General features: G+C 60.2%; 13 protein-coding genes and 1 tRNA gene. All 14 read left to right on the plus strand.

Annotated elements, in window-relative coordinates:
* The first annotated feature begins 83 nt into the window (after positions 1-83).
* The 14 genes from ON14_RS15850 (at position 84) to ON14_RS10005 (ending at position 16,009) form a co-directional block, all read left to right on the plus strand.
* Positions 84-1,154 carry a hypothetical protein gene (locus ON14_RS15850; protein WP_010204870.1) on the plus strand — a complete coding sequence of 357 codons (1,071 nt, stop codon included), beginning with the start codon at positions 84-86 and terminating at the stop codon, positions 1,152-1,154.
* Positions 1,148-2,515, plus strand: a complete 1,368-nt coding sequence (locus ON14_RS09945) for a bifunctional PIG-L family deacetylase/class I SAM-dependent methyltransferase (RefSeq protein WP_010204873.1) — start codon at positions 1,148-1,150, stop codon at positions 2,513-2,515. The genes ON14_RS15850 and ON14_RS09945 overlap by 7 nt, the downstream gene beginning before the upstream one ends.
* Positions 2,512-3,213 carry a glycosyltransferase gene (locus ON14_RS09950; RefSeq protein WP_010204875.1) on the plus strand — a complete coding sequence of 234 codons (702 nt, stop codon included), beginning with the start codon at positions 2,512-2,514 and terminating at the stop codon, positions 3,211-3,213. Before ON14_RS09945 ends, ON14_RS09950 begins: the two co-directional genes overlap by 4 nt.
* Before the next feature lie 130 nt (positions 3,214-3,343).
* Positions 3,344-3,432: transfer RNA gene (locus ON14_RS09955), tRNA-Ser, on the plus strand.
* Between the two features lie 109 nt (positions 3,433-3,541).
* Positions 3,542-4,081 (plus strand): YaeQ family protein, encoded by a 540-nt coding sequence (locus tag ON14_RS09960; protein WP_010204876.1) that lies wholly within the window; start codon positions 3,542-3,544, stop codon positions 4,079-4,081.
* A 106-nt stretch (positions 4,082-4,187) separates the two neighbouring features.
* Positions 4,188-4,730 (plus strand): peroxiredoxin family protein, encoded by a 543-nt coding sequence (locus ON14_RS09965; protein WP_010204877.1) that lies wholly within the window; start codon positions 4,188-4,190, stop codon positions 4,728-4,730.
* Between the two features lie 202 nt (positions 4,731-4,932).
* A complete protein-coding gene (locus tag ON14_RS09970) occupies positions 4,933-6,828 on the plus strand; it encodes a DUF1800 domain-containing protein (RefSeq protein ID WP_010204878.1) in 1,896 nt (631 codons plus the stop codon).
* Positions 6,829-6,892: 64 nt separating this feature from the next.
* Positions 6,893-8,251: a DUF1501 domain-containing protein gene (locus tag ON14_RS09975; RefSeq protein WP_010204879.1), complete on the plus strand. Its 1,359-nt coding sequence runs from the start codon at positions 6,893-6,895 to the stop codon at positions 8,249-8,251.
* 100 nt (positions 8,252-8,351) lie between these two features.
* Positions 8,352-9,080 (plus strand): ThuA domain-containing protein, encoded by a 729-nt coding sequence (locus ON14_RS09980; protein ID WP_237719701.1) that lies wholly within the window; start codon positions 8,352-8,354, stop codon positions 9,078-9,080.
* A gap of 105 nt (positions 9,081-9,185) precedes the next feature.
* Positions 9,186-10,373, plus strand: a complete 1,188-nt coding sequence (locus tag ON14_RS09985; RefSeq protein WP_010204881.1) for an ROK family protein — start codon at positions 9,186-9,188, stop codon at positions 10,371-10,373.
* Positions 10,374-10,518: 145 nt separating this feature from the next.
* On the plus strand, positions 10,519-11,406 hold the full coding sequence (locus ON14_RS09990; RefSeq protein ID WP_010204882.1) for a carbohydrate ABC transporter permease: 888 nt from the start codon (positions 10,519-10,521) through the stop codon (positions 11,404-11,406).
* A 3-nt stretch (positions 11,407-11,409) separates the two neighbouring features.
* Positions 11,410-12,354, plus strand: coding sequence for a carbohydrate ABC transporter permease (locus tag ON14_RS09995; protein ID WP_010204884.1), 945 nt, complete (start codon positions 11,410-11,412; stop codon positions 12,352-12,354).
* A 96-nt stretch (positions 12,355-12,450) separates the two neighbouring features.
* Positions 12,451-13,800, plus strand: a complete 1,350-nt coding sequence (locus tag ON14_RS10000) for an ABC transporter substrate-binding protein (protein ID WP_010204885.1) — start codon at positions 12,451-12,453, stop codon at positions 13,798-13,800.
* Between the two features lie 88 nt (positions 13,801-13,888).
* Complete coding sequence (locus ON14_RS10005) at positions 13,889-16,009, plus strand: alpha-galactosidase (RefSeq protein WP_010204887.1); 2,121 nt, start codon at positions 13,889-13,891, stop codon at positions 16,007-16,009.
* Positions 16,010-16,027 lie beyond the last annotated feature (18 nt).

Below are 16,027 nucleotides of genomic sequence, written 5' to 3' on the forward strand. Positions count from 1 at the left end.
AACTGCAGTAACGAGTGGACCTCGCTAGAGGAACACTAGGGCGCTGCCGTTCACGGCACTGAGTACGAGGACGAGATCTGCCGGTGAAGAAAGCGCTGTCGATTTTACCCACCCGCGACGAACACGACCGGGAGGTATTGGCGTGGGTCAGCGAAGAAGTTGACCGATGCGCGGGCGAGGTAAACGCTGCCCTTGAGTTTGCGTGTTCTCTAGGTCAGAGGCTTCCCCTTCCTGGCGGAGGTTCAACCGGCCTGCTGTTCAGTGCACTGGCCACAGTCGGAGCTTCAGATCTCACTGTTGCCCGCGCAGTGGAGCCTCATCTAGACGCTCTAGCGATCCTCGATCAAGCGGATGTCGGTGGTCTGAGTGAACTCGGCGTTGACGCTCACAGCACGTGGGGCGTGTTTGCCGCTGAAGCTCCAGATTCACGTGTCACCGCGGAGTTCGTTGACGGGGGTTGGCAGCTTTCCGGGGTGAAGGCCTGGTGCTCGTTGGCGGGATCAGTAAGTCATGCTCTCGTTACGGCCTTTACCGGAGCGTCGACTACCGGAGCCTCGACGCGGCGACTTTTCGCGGTGTCGTTACGCCAGATCGGGGTAGTCCCGCGCGAGGGTGAATGGCATGCTCGTGGCCTGACCGCGATCTCCAGCGGCAGCGTTGCTTTCACCGCTGCCTCCGCCCTTCCCGTCGGCGAAGACGGGTGGTATCTCGAGCGCCCCGGGTTTGCGTGGGGCTCGATGGGTGTCGCGGCCTGTTGGTGGGGTGGAGCCGTCGGAGTCGCTCGACGTGCTTTCGCGGCGGCCGGCACGCGCGAGCCCGACCAGATTGCCCAGATGCACTTAGGGGCTCTCGACTTGGCGCTCCATTCATCGCGGATCGCTCTGGCGGATTCTGCTGCCGCTGTGGACAACGGCCAGCTCACCCGCAGCGCCGCAACGATTGTGGGCCATCGGACGCGCGCGCGCGTTGCCCGTGACGTTGATGAAGTGATCGAGCGAGTCGGGCACGCCTTAGGTCCTGCGCCCCTCGCACTCGACGAAGAGCACGCCCGTCGAGTAGCGGACCTACAGCTGTACGTGCGCCAACATCACGCCGAACGAGATTACGCCCGACTCGGCAGCAAAGTGCTCGCGGATCGGTCCTTCGAGTGGTGAACTTCGACCACCGTGATCCGGGGACTCCCGAGGCACAGTGGATTTCTAGCGCACGCTGGCAGGGCCTAGCTGAATTCGACGCATCGGGAATCGAGCAGCTCATCGTGGTTTCCGCGCATCCGGATGATGAAACTTTGGGAGCTGCCGGGCTTATGCGGAGAGTATCCGCTGCAGGAGGACAGGTTCAGCTCGTTCTCGCGACTGATGGCGAAGGCTCACATCCGGAGTCGCCGACCCGCAGCGCGGCCGAGCTGCGTTCGTGGCGAGCTTCAGAACTCGAACAAGCAATCGAACTGATTGCCCCGGGAACCCCGATCCGGCGACTGGGACTGCGGGATGGCGCGCTCAAGCACGAGACTGTCGCGTTGCGCGCCGGCATTGTGGAGGCACTCGCCCCGGGCGGGGGAAAAACCGTAATCGCGGCAACGTGGCGCGGGGACGGACACGGTGATCATCGAGTGGTTGGCGAGGTGTGTGCCGATATCGCCAGCGCCCATCGGCTGAGCCTCGTCGAGTATCCAATCTGGCTGTGGCACTGGTCATCACCAGAGGACTCTCGGATGCCCTGGACGACCTTGCGCACCGTGATGCTGAGCACTGAAGAGCGAGACGTTAAGCGTCGCGCCATCGCCGCCCATGAGAGTCAAGTCGCGCCGCTGTCGGACGCCGATGGTGACGAGGCAATTCTCCACCCTCATTTTCTCGAACACTTCGATCGGCCGATGGAGGCGTACGTGGTCACCAAGCCCGATGATGATGCAACGCTCACGCGTGAGTTTTTCGACGATTTTTACGCGGGCAAGACTGATCCGTGGGGCTTCGAAACTCGGTGGTATGAGCAACGAAAGCGAGCTCTTACGATGGCGAGTCTGCCGAGAGAGCGTTTCGCAAATGCTCTGGAACTTGGGTGCTCCATCGGGGTGTTGAGTGCCGAGCTTGCACCGCGCTGCGATGCTCTTCTGGCGACGGAGATCGCGCCTCAACCGTTAGAGATCGCGCGGCAACGATTGGCGCAATTCCCTCACGTTTCGCTCCGGCAGGTCGCGACCGCTGAAGAGTGGCCCGAGGGCATGTTCGACCTCATCGTGCTGTCAGAAGTGGGGTATTACTTCGATGTGGATGCTCTTGATCGAGTGCTTTCGCGGGCTGCCGCGAGTCTCACCCTCGGCGGAGTACTGGTTGCGTGCCATTGGCGACATGAGGTGAAGGACTATCCGCTCAGCGGGGATGAGGTGCATGAGCGTCTCAACGCGCTCGGGTCTCTGGAGCGACTTGTTCATCATGTCGAAGAAGATTTCCTTCTTGAGGTTTTCAGCCCGCGTCCGGCGCGCTCCGTCGCCCGGCGAACGGGGCTTCTATGATCACGCCGATCTCGGGAATCGGGGTCGTGGTTCCCGCAAAAGATGAAGACCAATTGCTCGATGCTGCCTTAACCGCGCTCACTTCGGCACGGTCCACGGTACGCGCACATGAGCCGCGCGACGAGCCGTGGATCCGCATCATTCTTGTGCTGGATGACTGCACCGATGAGTCGGCCGCTATCGCAGCGCAGTGGGATGAGATCGAAGTTCTCACGGTGAACTACGGAGCCGTCGGTGCGGCTCGTCGGCATGGCATCCGTCATTTACTTTCCACTACCCGCACAGCAGAATCAGAGTTCTGGATCGCGAACACTGACGCGGACTCTCAGGTGCCAGCGAACTGGCTCAGTGAGCAATGGCGGCTCGCGCAGAGCGGTGCTGAGGTCATGATCGGGACGGTGCGCCCCGACTTCAACGACCTCAGCGAGACAAAGCGAGATCGCTGGTTGGCGACGCATACCCCTGGCGAAGCAAATGGCCACGTCCATGGCGCGAATCTTGGTTTTCGTGCCGACCGCTATCGAGAAGCGGGCGGTTTCGATCCGATCACCGAGCACGAGGATGTGCGTCTCGTCGAGGCACTCACGGCCTTAGGCGCTCGCTCGGTAGCAACGGACGAGTGCTGTGTTCTCACCTCAGGGAGAGAGTACGGTCGCACGCCGGGAGGCTACGCATCACACTTGCGCGAGCGACTGTGAGAGGTGCCCTTGAGCTCGTCTGTCGCGCGTCACGGTTCGAGTGAAACTGCAGCGAATCCAATAGTCGGAGGGAATGAGACCTTCGGTTCGTCGTATGGCCTATGACCGGTTATGATTGCTGAGTACGTCTGGAGACGTCGCATAGTCCGGCCTAGTGCACCACCCTGCTAAGGTGGAGTACCCGTAAGGGTACCGAGAGTTCAAATCTCTCCGTCTCCGCTCTTGAAAGAAAACCCCTGATTCGTCGGGGGTTTTCTTCGTTTAACGAAGTGGCGGTGCATGACCGTGCGGTGCTGGCGGTCTCAGCCGCAGACTAGGCTCGGACGTTATGGCAACTGGCTCAACCATGCACACCTTTAGCGTGCAACTCGCTGACGTCGATCGCGGCGTCTACGAAGATTTCACTCTGCGGGTGGCGCGCCATCCGTCAGAAACTGATTTGTACATGGTCACGCGCCTGCTGGCGTACTGCCTCGAGTACGAGGAAGGTATTGCGTTCAGCGAAGGAGTGTCGTCGACCGACGAGCCCGCCGTTCTCGTGCGTGATCTCACCGGAACAATCACCGCCTGGATTGAGGTTGGTGCCCCGGATGCTGCCCGACTGCACTACGGAAGTAAGCTGGCCGACCGCGTGGCCGTTTACACTCACCGTGATCCTGCGAAGGTTGCGGCCCCGTGGGCAGGCAAAAAGATTCACAACGCGTCAGCGATCGTATTTCGTAGCTTCGACCCAGGTTTCATTGAAGAAACTGTGACCGCGCTCGAGCGACGAAATACTGTGACTCTCTCGGTGACGGAAGCGCAGTTGTATCTTGAGCTCAACGGAACAACCGTGAGCTCCGCCCTGCACAGCCACGACGTCGCGTAACTGTTTCCTTCAGCGGCGTCGAAAAGTCCCACACTGGTGCTAGAGGCCATCCGTCAATCTTCTGATTATCGGAATGAATTGCGGGCAGAGCTGATTAGCTAACACCATGACCATTCTGCCGCGCACCCAGCCCCCGATTCTTTCGCTGCCGCTCGCGCAGGGCGGTATGACTGACGATCTTGCTCTCGGCACCGGCACCGACGGTCGGTTTACGCTCATCGTCTTTTACCGTGGTTTGCACTGCCCGGTGTGCCGCAAGCAGTTGCGCGAGCTCGACGAAAATATGGATGAGCTTCGCGAAGCGGGAGTGGGCCGCGTGGTTGCAGTCAGCATGGACACTCTCAAGCGCGCCTCTATCGCTATCGATGAGTGGGAAATCACCCGTCTGCCGATTGCGCACGGCTTGAGTGAAGAAGCTGCCCGCCAGTGGCAACTTTTCATTTCCAGCGGCTTCAAAAAGGGCGAGCCTGAATTTTTCAGCGAGCCGGGCATGTACATTCTCGACGCGGATGGCTCGGTGTTCTGGAGCACGGTTTCGAGCATGCCCTTCGGGCGGATGCCCGTGAAAGCCCTCCTTCATGGGCTCGAGTATGTCGCTGAGAACGATTACCCGGCTCGTGGCATCGTTGCGCCGAGCAACGAGAACTAGCAGCTCACCCTCGCAATTACGGGGTCGAGCGTTCTCATTCTGGGGGTCATAACTCGAATCACCCCCTTGTCCCCCCGAAGGGGGTAGACAGTCGTCGCTCTCGCGCCCTAGTATCGATTCCGAATCGTTATTTAGTAGTGCGCACAGCCCGTCGATCCCTAGCCGACGGCACTCGCACGTGAGCCCGACGAAGGACTTTCGCGTGAATCCTCCTGTAGATCCCGACGTACGTCCTCGCTCAAATGGCGAGCCAGTTCTCGCTCGCCGCATGGTCATCACCAGTGGCATTGCTGCCCTCGCGGCAATCGGTGCTGCCGCTGCGAGCAGTGCTGTCTTTGCCCCGGCCGGAGGCACCGGGGTGCCGGATGGCGCCAGCCCGCCACGCATTCCCACGGGAGCTAAGCCGGCGCCGAGAAATACGCCGGTTGCTACCACCCCGACTCCCAGCGCAACGGCGACTCAGCCGCCAACGCCGAGTAACCCGCCGGGGGTTGTCAGCCCGCCGCCGACGAAAGACCCGCGCTCTCCCGCTACTGCCAACCCTCCAGCCGACCGGGACCAGAGCTACGCTCAACCCGGCGCTGGCACGGGAACTGCTCCGCGAGCGGATGCGCCCTCGGAGGCTAGGCCGGCGCCTCAACCGCTGAGCCAGCCGGGAGGCTCAACGACGCCCGAGATTATTTCTCTCGGGGTCGCCGACAACGATCTCACTCACGCTCACTTGCTTTCCCGGGCCACTTTCGGGTCACGAGCTGTCGACCATTCAGAACTGGCTTCGCTGGGGATCGACAGGTGGTTAGGTATTCAGCTGGCACCGGCGTCGATCGCAGACCCCAGCGGAGACGCAGCGTGGGCTGCTTTCCCTCTCTCGCGACTCTCGACTCCGAACGTGATTAGTTCAGTCAAGGAGTACAGCTCCGAGGCGGCGCGCCAGACTGGCCAAGCAACTTTGGGCGCGCAGATCTTCAGTCAACGGCAGCTCTTCGAGGTTGTGGTCGACGTGTTCTCCAACCTTCTCAACGTAACGACGCCGTCAGACTCGGTGTGGGCTACCGGCTCCGACTATGCCCACTCCGTTATTCGCGCCAATGCTTTCGGCCGCTACTCCGACATGCTGCATGCCGCGATTCGGCATCCGGCGATGCTGACCTATCTCAATAACGAGAAATCTAACAAGGCGAATGTCAACGAAAACCTGGGACGCGAGCTGCTCGAGCTGCACACTCTCGGTGTCACATCCGGCTACACCGAGGGTGATGTGCGCAACAGTGCCATGATTCTTTCTGGCCGGGGCGTTGACTATAAGACTCGCGAGTTTCTCTACCGCGCTGACCGCCACTTCGTCGGGCCCGTTGAAACGTCGTTCTTCACTGATGAAAACGCTAGTGCCGATGGTGGTCTTGAGATGGGGGATCGCTTCGTCAGCGTATTGGCGAATCATCCGGCTACCGCAGCCACGGTGGTCAGAAAGCTTGCGGTTCGATTTGTGTCGGATGTTCCTCCGCAATCCTTGCTCACCCACCTCGCTGAGGTTTACCTCGCTAACGACACCGCGATCGTGCCGGTGCTCAAAGAGCTATTCGCTAGCTCAGAATTCTGGTCAGCGATCGGAGAGAAGTCGCGCCGTCCGCTTGAGGATGCCGTGGGCTCCGTGCGCGCTGTTGGTGCAGAGCCGACTGACAAACTCGCCGACGGAGTCAAGAGCCTTTACTGGGCGCTGGAAAATTTGGGTCACGCTCCCTTGACGTGGAGTCCACCCAACGGTTTTCCTGACGTCACGGGCGCGTGGCTTTCGGCCAGCCAGACGGTGGCGCGATGGAATCTCCATCGAGGGCTGGTCGGCGGTTGGTTTAAAGGACTAACGCCGCCCGCAAAGCTCAGCGATGAACTTACTCCCGTCATCGGCCAGACGAATGCTCAATGGGTTGATGCTATTTCGAAGCGCATGATCGGTCGCCCACTAAGCGACAAGCATCGTGCTGTCTTGCTCACCTACCTCGGGGTCGATGGCTCCGCTGAAGCCGATAAAGGCAACGGCTGGCAAGCTCCAGCGCTCGCAGCACTCGTGCTTGATTCGCCCTATTTCCAGTTGCGCTGATCGCCTCCGTCGCTGTAAACCTCGACACCCGCATGCTCGAACCCGACTCGAGAAAGAACCTCTCATGACCGATACGCGCTTCCTCCACCCTGACTGCCCAGACTGGCGCCAACTAGGCCCCACCGAACTCGATTCCGCCGTGCGAGCCCACAGCGAAATTGTTGTAGCTGAAGAAAAGGCTCGGCGTGAACTCTGGTCGCGAGGGTTTACCCGACGCCGAATGCTGCAGGGTGGGCTCATGGCGGGAGTCGCCGCGATCGGTTCTCAGCTGGTGACGACCCAAGCCTCGTACGCTGCTCCAGGATCACCAGATACTGGCGCGCTCATCGTGGTCTTTCTCCGAGGTGGGATGGATGGGCTTTCGGTCTTGGTCCCCGCGACCGACGCTGACTTGCTCAAAGCGCGTCCGGGGATCATGGTGAAAGAGAATTCAGGGTTGATCCCCTTTGGGCGAGGCTTTGGCCTCCATCCGGCGCTGTCAGCGCTCAAGCCCATGCTGGCTCAAGGCAAGATCGCCGCCGTGCCGGCAATCGGAACACCTGACCTTTCGCGCAGTCATTTTCAAGCGCAAGACTGCCTTGAGCGCGGTGGCTCTAGTGGCAATGCATCGCAAACGGGGTGGCTGAACCGCACCCTTGAGCAGAGTGGCCCCGGCACCACCTGGCGCGGGGTGGGAGCAAGCGACCGTTTGGCGCGGTCACTCGTCGGTGGCGCGAATGCGCTTGTCGTGCCGGACCTAGACAAAATGGCTATCAACGTTGACGCCACTGTTCTCGAACCAACACGCACCGCGCTCGCCAGCCTGTTCACCGGACTCGACCATCCGATCGCGCAGCAGGCCAACCTAGCGTTGAGTGCTTCAAGCGAGGCAAAAGAGATCGCGAGCACCGCCGGAACCGCCAAGGACCGAGGCTTTGCCGACAACAGTTTTTCGAATGATCTCGCCACCCTCTCAAGTCTGATTCGCGCCAACGTCGGACTTCGCGTCGGTACCTTGGATCTCGGCGGCTGGGACATGCACACTGATATCGGCACTCCCGATAAGGGCGACATGAAAAACATGCTCTCCGCGGTGGGCGACGGCCTTGCCGCATTCTTCGCTGATCTTGGTCCCAAAGCCGACACCACGACGGTGGTACTCATGAGCGAGTTCGGCCGCCGCGTCGGCCAAAACGACAGCTCGGGTGTCGACCATGGCCACGGTGGGCTCGCGATGGTTCTCGGTGGGGGAGTGCGCGGCGGGGTGCATGGCAAGTGGGAAGGCCTCGGCGAAGCAGTGCTCGATCATGGGGATGTGCCCGGCAGCAACGACTTCCGCGACCTGCTCGGTGAAGTCGTGATGAAGCGACTCAACTTGAGCGCTGGCGACGCCAACATCATCTTCCCCGAGTGGAAGGTTGCCCCGATCGGGGTGATGGCCTAAAAGGTCGTCTCGAACGCGACGCCAAGGATGAATGAGGCACCCAAGGTAGCGAGGAGGACTGCGGTAGCCTTTCTGCCGCTCAGTTCACTAGGCTAAAAATGTGCTGAACTCACTAAATTCTCAAAGACCTGCCGGGGCGTCAAAAGTCGCCCTCATCGTTCGCGGTGGGTGGAGCGGTCATCATCCGATCGACACCACCGACGTATTCCTTCCCTTTTTGAAGGAACAGGGTTACGAGGTCAGGATTTCTCGCTCAACAACTATCTACGCGGATGCGACCCAAATGTCCGATGTTGACCTCATCGTGCAGTGCATCACAATGTCGTCTATCGAGCCAGAAGAGTTCGAGGGGCTCGATGCCGCGGTCCGCCGCGGGGTGGGTTTTGCCGGGTGGCACGGGGGCATTGTCGACTCGTTCCGCGATTCGCGGCTATACCTTCAGCTCGTCGGCGGCCAGCTTGCCGAGCATCCTTCGAAGCCCGAAGCTGACCGCGTCGGTGACGCCCACGACAACGATGTATCCCACGTGATCGAGATGACCGCGGCCGGCGCGGAACACCCGATAACGACAGGGATCGATGACTTTGAACTGTCGACAGAACAGTACTGGGTGCTTACTGACGACTACAACACTGTTTTGGCGACTACTACCCATCCCAGCAAACCCGGCGACCCGTGGGATTCCCCCGTGACGTGTCCGGCACTGTGGACACGCAACTGGGGGCAAGGTCGCATTTTCGTCGCAACACCAGGGCACACCCCGGACGTGCTTGAGGCTGAGCCCGTGCGCACCATCGTCGAGAGAGGTCTGCTCTGGGCAAGCCGTTAGCGACCTCTGTGCTTCAGCTCGCGTGGACGTGAGGTTAACCCACCTTCGCTCCCGTGCAGCAGTGTCGTTGCAAGCTGCGCTTTGGGCTGCGGTAGCCTCGATCCCATGTCATCCGTCGAACGGGAAGAATTTCGCACGCAGCCCGCTGAGGTTCGGCGCGCGCACACCCTGTCACCGATGTCGTCGCTGGCGCGGGCTGTGCTCATCCATGGGCCGATCCACCGCGGTGACCTGCTTCGCCGATTGCAGCTGACTCCGCCAACTCTCACGAGACTGTCGAAGCCTCTGCTCGACGGCGGCGTAATCGTTGAGGCTGGCGAAACTCTTAGCGGAACAGTAGGTCGACCAGCGAAGCCCCTCGACATTCCTCGGAACCCTCGCCGGTTCTTGGGGGTGAAACTCACTAGTGAGACTGCCTTTGGCGTGGTCTCTGATCAGCGCGCTCTGGCTTTTGCCCGCGCCGATCGCGCGCTCGCCAGCCACGATGTTTCGGTGGTTGTCGACGCGATCGCCGAACTTTTCGATGAACTCAACCACGACGGCGACGAAGCAATCGCGGGAGTGGGCGTCTCGGTCGGCGGCCGAGTTATTGGCAACCGCATCGTCGACAACGTGCGTTTTCTCGAGTGGACTTCTGTCGATTTAGGTGGTGCGCTTGAGGACAGGCTCGGCGTTCCTGTCACCATTGAGAACGACCTCATCGCGCTCATTGAAGGCGAACACTGGTTCGGGCTCGGGCGCAGCATGCGCGACTTTGCCGTCATTACGATCGGTGCGGGTATTGGGTACGGCCTGGTGTGGGACGACAGTGTCGTGCGCACTCCCGAGACTGGCATCGAGCTGGGCGGGCATCTTCCGCTCGCACCGGGTGGTCCCCGCTGCTTCCGTGGTCACCATGGCTGCGCCACGGCGATGCTCACGGTGGAGAGCATCCGGGAGCAAGTTCGGGAGGCGACGGGTGATGAACTCAGCTATGAGCAGATCCTTGAAGGTGCAGCACAGGGCGAGCCGGTGTTGAAGCACATTGTGGATGCCGCCGCTCGTGCGCTCGGTCGCTATATTGCTCTCGCGGCGAACCTCGCAATGGTGCACCAGGTGTTGCTAGCGGGGGAGGGGACTGGCATTTTGGATGTCGCCCGCACCGAAGTGATGCGGGTGATCGACGAAGAACGCGACCCTGATGCGCGGCCGATCACGATCGTGGTTGACGAGACGGGGTTTGGGATCTGGGCTAAGGGCGCTGCTGCCGTGGCTATTCAGACATCGTTCGACCGGTCGATCGCGGCGCTTTAGCGCACGATTTCTCTGCGCCTCGGGCGCCCCTGCTGTGTCGACGGCGCTTTTTGTTGTGCCGAAAAACTTTCACATTGGCCCTTGACGCCATTACTTCCATCATGGAATAATTCAGGCAACGACGACGTTAGGTGAGGTTCCGCTCATGGCAGCAAAGGTCAGCAGGGATAATCAGATCGTTCCGGCGATGCTGTTTCTCATTCCCGCCAGCATCGGTTTCTTGGCTTTCTTCCTGTGGCCGACTATTCGCGGCATCTACCTCAGCTTCACGGATTACAACCTGCTGAGAGACCCCACGTTCATCGGTTTTCAGAACTACATCGACATTTTCAATGACGCCGTCTTCTGGCGTTCGATGGCAGTGACATTCCAGTACGTCTTCATCAACGTCGGGCTCCAGACAGTCATCGCCTTGGCGTTAGCCGTGCTGATGCACCGCTTCACCCGCTCGATGATTATTCGGGGTGTCGTTGTCCTGCCGTACTTGATCGCTAACGTCATCGTCGCGCTGGTCTGGTTCTGGCTCGCCGACTACAGCCTCGGTCTCATCAACGCCGTGATCGATGGAATCGGCCTCAACAAAATCGGCTTCTTCGGCAGTGAAGCCTGGGCGATGCCCACGATCGCTTTCGTCAATGTGTGGCGCCACGTCGGCTACACCGCGCTGTTGCTCTTCGCAGGCTTACAAGCCATTCCCCGTGACGTCTACGAAGCAGCAGAAGTGGATGGCGCCGGCGAGTTCCGAGTGTTCAGGAGCGTCACTCTTCCGCTTCTCCGACCCATTCTCGCGTTCGTCCTTGTCGTCACCGTCGTCGGATCGTTCCAGATCTTCGACACCATCGCCGTGACCACTGGCGGTGGCCCGGTTGACGCAACGCGAGCGATCAACTTCTACATTTTCGAGCGAGCATTTGAACGGTTCGACTTTGGCTACGCCTCGGCGCTCGCCGTCATTCTGATGATTCTTCTCGCCACTATTGCGCTTATTCAAAATCGCCTACTGCGGGCCAACGAGTCAGACATGGAGAGGTAGATCATGTCCACCAGCACACGCACAAAGCGCGTCAAGAAAGTTCGGGCAAGCAGCGCCGAAGATCCCGCAATGGCCAAATCACCGGTGTCGAAGTTCTTCGGCCGGTTGGCTCTCGCCATTGTCGTGATCATCACGTTGTTCCCGATCTACTGGATGGTGCGTACGGCCTTCAGCGATAACCGGGCGATGTTCGGTGAACCTCTCTCGTTGCTGCCGGTCGACTTCACCCTGGGACCGATCGAGCGAGTCCTCGGACTCGCGACCCCCGATGAAGCGATTGCCGAGGGCGGCTCGGGAGCATCGATCAATTTCGGTCTCTACATGCTGAACTCGATCATCACGGCCACCCTCATCACTGTGTTCCAGATCGCGTTTAGCGCCATGGCGGCTTACGCCTTCGCGCTGCTCAAGTGGAAGGGGCGCGACGCGGTCTTCAACCTCTTCTTGATCGCGTTGATGGTTCCCGTCATCTTCACGATCCTGCCCAACTTCGTGCTGATTAAAGAGTTGGGTTTGCTCAACACGATCATCGGCATCGCTCTGCCAGCGATGTTCATGACGCCATTCGCAATCTTCTTCCTTCGTCAATTCTTCTTCGGCGTGAACCTCAGCATCATTGAGGCGGCAGTGATCGACGGTGCGAGCCAGTGGCGCATCTTCAGTCGTATTGCCGTGCCCTTGGTCTGGCCGCAGATCATCACGCTGGCGCTGTTGCAGTTCATCTTCTACTGGAACGACTATCTGTGGCCGCTCCTGGTCGGCACCACCGAGGAGTCGAAGCTGATCACGGTCGGCCTCGGAATCTTCCGCTCCCAGACTCCCGCGGGAAACCCCGACTGGGCGGGCCTCATGGCCGGTGCACTGCTCGCGGCGATCCCCATCTTCGTCCTGATTCTGATCTTCGGTAAGCAGATCGTCGGATCCATTCAATCGTCGGGCGTGAAGTAGTCGACAACACCACCATTATTTCGCTCCGCACTGAGCGATCATCCGACCGGATCAGCATTGTCGCTGAGCGGTCGACCCCAAGAGAAAGAGAAAGCAATGACGAAAGCACTGGCGGGAATCGCTGCACTTGCAGCGGTGCCCCTTGTCTTGGCCGGTTGTTCCGCTGGCTCCACAACGACAGACGGTTCTGTAGAAATTAAGTACAGCCTCTGGGATGCCAACCAAATGCCCGCGTACCAGCAGTGTGCTGATGACTTCCACGCGGCCAACCCTGACATCACGATCTCGATCGACCAGTCAGGGTGGGAAGATTACTGGCAGAAAATTAACACCGGTCTCGTTTCTGGAAACAGCGCCGATGTCTTCACGAGCCACTTGGCGTACTACCCCGAGTTCGTGCTCAACGATCAGATCCTTCCCCTCGACGACTACATCGCAGCCGATGGCGTCGACACCTCGATTTACCAAGACGGACTCGTTGACCTGTGGAAGAGCCCCGAGGGCGTTCAGTACGGACTGCCCAAAGACTTCGACACGATCGCGCTTTTTTACAACCAGCAGCTGACGGATGCCGCGGGAGTCACAGCGGAGCAGCTCGGCTCGCTTGACTGGAACCCGAAAGACGGCGGAACCTACGAAGACGTCATCGCCCACTTGACCGTTGACAAGAGCGGTGTTCGCGGTGATGAAGCTGGCTTCGACAAGAACAATGTGGAGACCTACGGCATTTGGTTTGAAGCCTCCAATGCCGGCGCCCTTGGCGATGGTCAAACACAATGGAGCTACCTCGCGGCAGCCAACGGTTGGGAAGCAACCGATGGCCCCTGGGGCAGCTCATACAACTTCGACGCTCCTGAATTTCAGGAGACCATCACGTGGTGGCACTCGCTCATCGAAAAGGGCTACATGCCTTCCCTCGCAGCTCAGACCGGTATTTCCTGGTCTGATCAACTGACCGCTGGATCAGTAGCGTTGGCAAGCAATGGCTCGTGGATGACCGGATACGTGTTCGGTGCAACAACTGACTCCTTCACTCCAGCAGTTGCGCCAACACCGACCGGCCCGACGGGCGAGCGTGCGTCGATGTTCAACGGACTGGCCGACAATATTTGGGCCGGTACGAAGCATCCTGAAGAAGCGTGGGAATGGGTCAAGTACATGGGCTCGCTCGAGTGCCAGTCGGTCGTGGCCGATGCTGCCGTCGTGTTCCCGTCAATTCCGGAAGCAACGGATGCCGCCGTTGAGGCCTTCGCTGCCAACGGTGTCGACGTGAGTGCCTTCACGGTTCAGGTGGACGAGGGAACCACGTTCCTCTTCCCCATCACTGACCACAAGTCAGACGTGAACGCGCTCATGACGCCGGCGATGGAAGCAGTGATGTCAGGCAAAGAGCCAGTCTCATCACTGACCGCTGTCAATGACGAGATAAATGGGCTCTTCAAGTAGCACTCGCTGATACCAGACGGCCGTCCGTTGACCACTCACACGGGCGGCCGTCTCTTCTGGGTTTCGGCCCACTGAAAGTGAACACATTATGACCGCGCAGAATCTTCACCAGCTCAGCGCAGCAGGCGTACTCCTCGTCGTAGACACGTCAACCGGCACCCCACACATCGTGCACTGGGGTGACGACTGGGGAAGGCATGCCCTCAACGATCTGGCCGTGCTGAATGCCGAGACGGTGGTGGGGCCCAACGGAGACGTGAGTGTTCCGACAGGCATTTGGCGCGAGAATGCGCGCGGCTTCTTCGGGCGGCCTGCCGTGCGGGCGCGCCGTTCAGGAGCAGACTGGACTCACCGATTTGATCTTATTTCGGCAGCGACATCCGGTGTCGCCCTGCACTTCGAATCAGAAGATGCCCTTGCGGGCATACGAGTTTCGCGAACTTTCACGATCGCTGACTCCGGCGTAATTTTGGTGGATTCCACCATCACGAATATCGGTACTGATGGTCTTGAGGTCGATGAGTTCGCCACCTGGCTTCCGCTGCCGAACGCGGCAACCGAGTCCATGGATTTCAGCGGCAGATGGGTGAACGAACGCCAGCTATTCCGACGGGATATTCAGCCAGGGCTCTGGAGCCGCGACATTCTGGAAGGGCGCACGAGCCACGATTCCACGATCATGCAGTTTGCGATGACCGATGGCGCCGACTTTCAACACGGGTCGGTGTGGGGAGTCGGGTTGCTGTGGAGCGGAAATAGTCGCCACCTCATAGAACGCACTGCCGCCGGCCAAACCGAGATCGGCGCGGCGGAACTATTGCTGCCCGGCGAAATGATTCTGGCCGCCGACGAGAGCTATGACGCTCCAACCGTGGCAGTAACGTTCTCCACCGACGGCTTCGACGGAGCATCTCACCGGGTGCACGAGTGGCTGCGGGCCCGCCCCGGCCACCTCGGCGCCGCCTCGCCCCGCCCCCTCACGCTCAACGTCTGGGAGGCCGTCTACTTCGACCATAGCTTCGACAGGCTCAGTGCCCTAGTGGATGCCGCAGCCGAAGTCGGCGTTGAACGTTTCGTCCTTGACGATGGCTGGTTTGCCGGCCGCCGCGGCGATCACGCGGGTCTCGGCGACTGGGTGATTGACAAGGGGGTGTGGCCGAACGGGCTGACCCCGATTATCGACCGGGTTCAGGCTGCCGGAATGCAGTTCGGTCTGTGGTTTGAAGGCGAGATGGTCAATGCGAACTCTGATCTCTACCGCGCGCATCCGGAATGGATTTTTGGCGCTGACGGACGCATCCCGGCAGAGTTGCGCAACCAGCAGGTGCTCGACCTGACGCATCCCGGCGCCTACGCTCACGTGTTTTCGCAGGTGGACGCGATCCTCAGCACTAACGCCGTCTCGTACATTAAGTGGGACCATAATCGCCCGCTTGTTGAGCCTTCCCACCGCGGTCACGCCGCGGTGCACGAGCAGACTCTGGCGATCTATCGTCTATTCGATGAGTTGAAGCAGCGGCATCCGCGGCTAGAAATTGAGTCGTGTGCCTCAGGTGGTGCCCGCATCGATTTGGGGATGGCGCAGCACGCTGATCGCTTCTGGGCTTCAGACTGCAATGACGCGCTCGAGCGTGAGCGCATTCAGCGCAATACGATGTTCGCGATTCCGCCCGAGATGTTGGGCACCCACATTGGCCCGACGTGGTCGCACACCACTGGCCGAGTGCACACGCTCCAGTTTCGTGCCGCCATCGCCCTCTTCGGTCATGCCGGTATCGAGTGGGACATTACCGAGTGCACGCCAGAAGAGCGGTCGCAGCTTGCCTCGTGGGCCCAGTACTACAAAGACAAGCGCGCGTTGCTTCACAGTGGCCGTGTCGTGCGTCAGGGCGATGATTTCACTCCTGTGCACGTCCTGGGGGTCGTCTCCCCAACCCAGGATGCCGCGATCTACAGCTACATTCAGTTGCGGGATATCGGCTCGAACATCCCGGCGCGCATCCGGTTGACGGGCCTTGACCCGGCGGCGCGGTACAGCGTGCGGCTCGTTGAGCCTGCCGGTTCTACGCCGCAGCCGGTTCGCGCGACACCCCAGTGGTGCGTTGGTGCCGAGGTGAGTGGACAAGCGCTGGCTGAGGTGGGGCTCTTGGCGCCGATCTTGTTCCCCGAGAGCGCTCTGATCATTGAGGCGACGCGTTTGTCCCAGTGATCGCGAGCGGGGCAGTAT

It is taken from the genome of Salinibacterium sp. PAMC 21357 (genome assembly GCF_000247645.1).
Lineage (GTDB): Bacteria > Actinomycetota > Actinomycetes > Actinomycetales > Microbacteriaceae > Rhodoglobus.

What these genes read in the sequence shown, in the direction of transcription:
- ON14_RS09950 (WP_010204875.1), top strand. Translation starts at nt 2,512, where the DNA reads ATGATCACGCCGATCTCGGGAATCGGGGTCGTGGTTCCCGCAAAAGAT.
- ON14_RS09990 (WP_010204882.1), top strand. Translation starts at nt 10,519, where the DNA reads ATGGCAGCAAAGGTCAGCAGGGATAATCAGATCGTTCCGGCGATGCTG.
- ON14_RS09985 (WP_010204881.1), top strand. Translation starts at nt 9,186, where the DNA reads ATGTCATCCGTCGAACGGGAAGAATTTCGCACGCAGCCCGCTGAGGTT.
- ON14_RS09975 (WP_010204879.1), top strand. Translation starts at nt 6,893, where the DNA reads ATGACCGATACGCGCTTCCTCCACCCTGACTGCCCAGACTGGCGCCAA.
- ON14_RS09965 (WP_010204877.1), top strand. Translation starts at nt 4,188, where the DNA reads ATGACCATTCTGCCGCGCACCCAGCCCCCGATTCTTTCGCTGCCGCTC.
- ON14_RS09960 (WP_010204876.1), top strand. Translation starts at nt 3,542, where the DNA reads ATGGCAACTGGCTCAACCATGCACACCTTTAGCGTGCAACTCGCTGAC.
- ON14_RS10005 (WP_010204887.1), top strand. Translation starts at nt 13,889, where the DNA reads ATGACCGCGCAGAATCTTCACCAGCTCAGCGCAGCAGGCGTACTCCTC.
- ON14_RS10000 (WP_010204885.1), top strand. Translation starts at nt 12,451, where the DNA reads ATGACGAAAGCACTGGCGGGAATCGCTGCACTTGCAGCGGTGCCCCTT.
- ON14_RS09995 (WP_010204884.1), top strand. Translation starts at nt 11,410, where the DNA reads ATGTCCACCAGCACACGCACAAAGCGCGTCAAGAAAGTTCGGGCAAGC.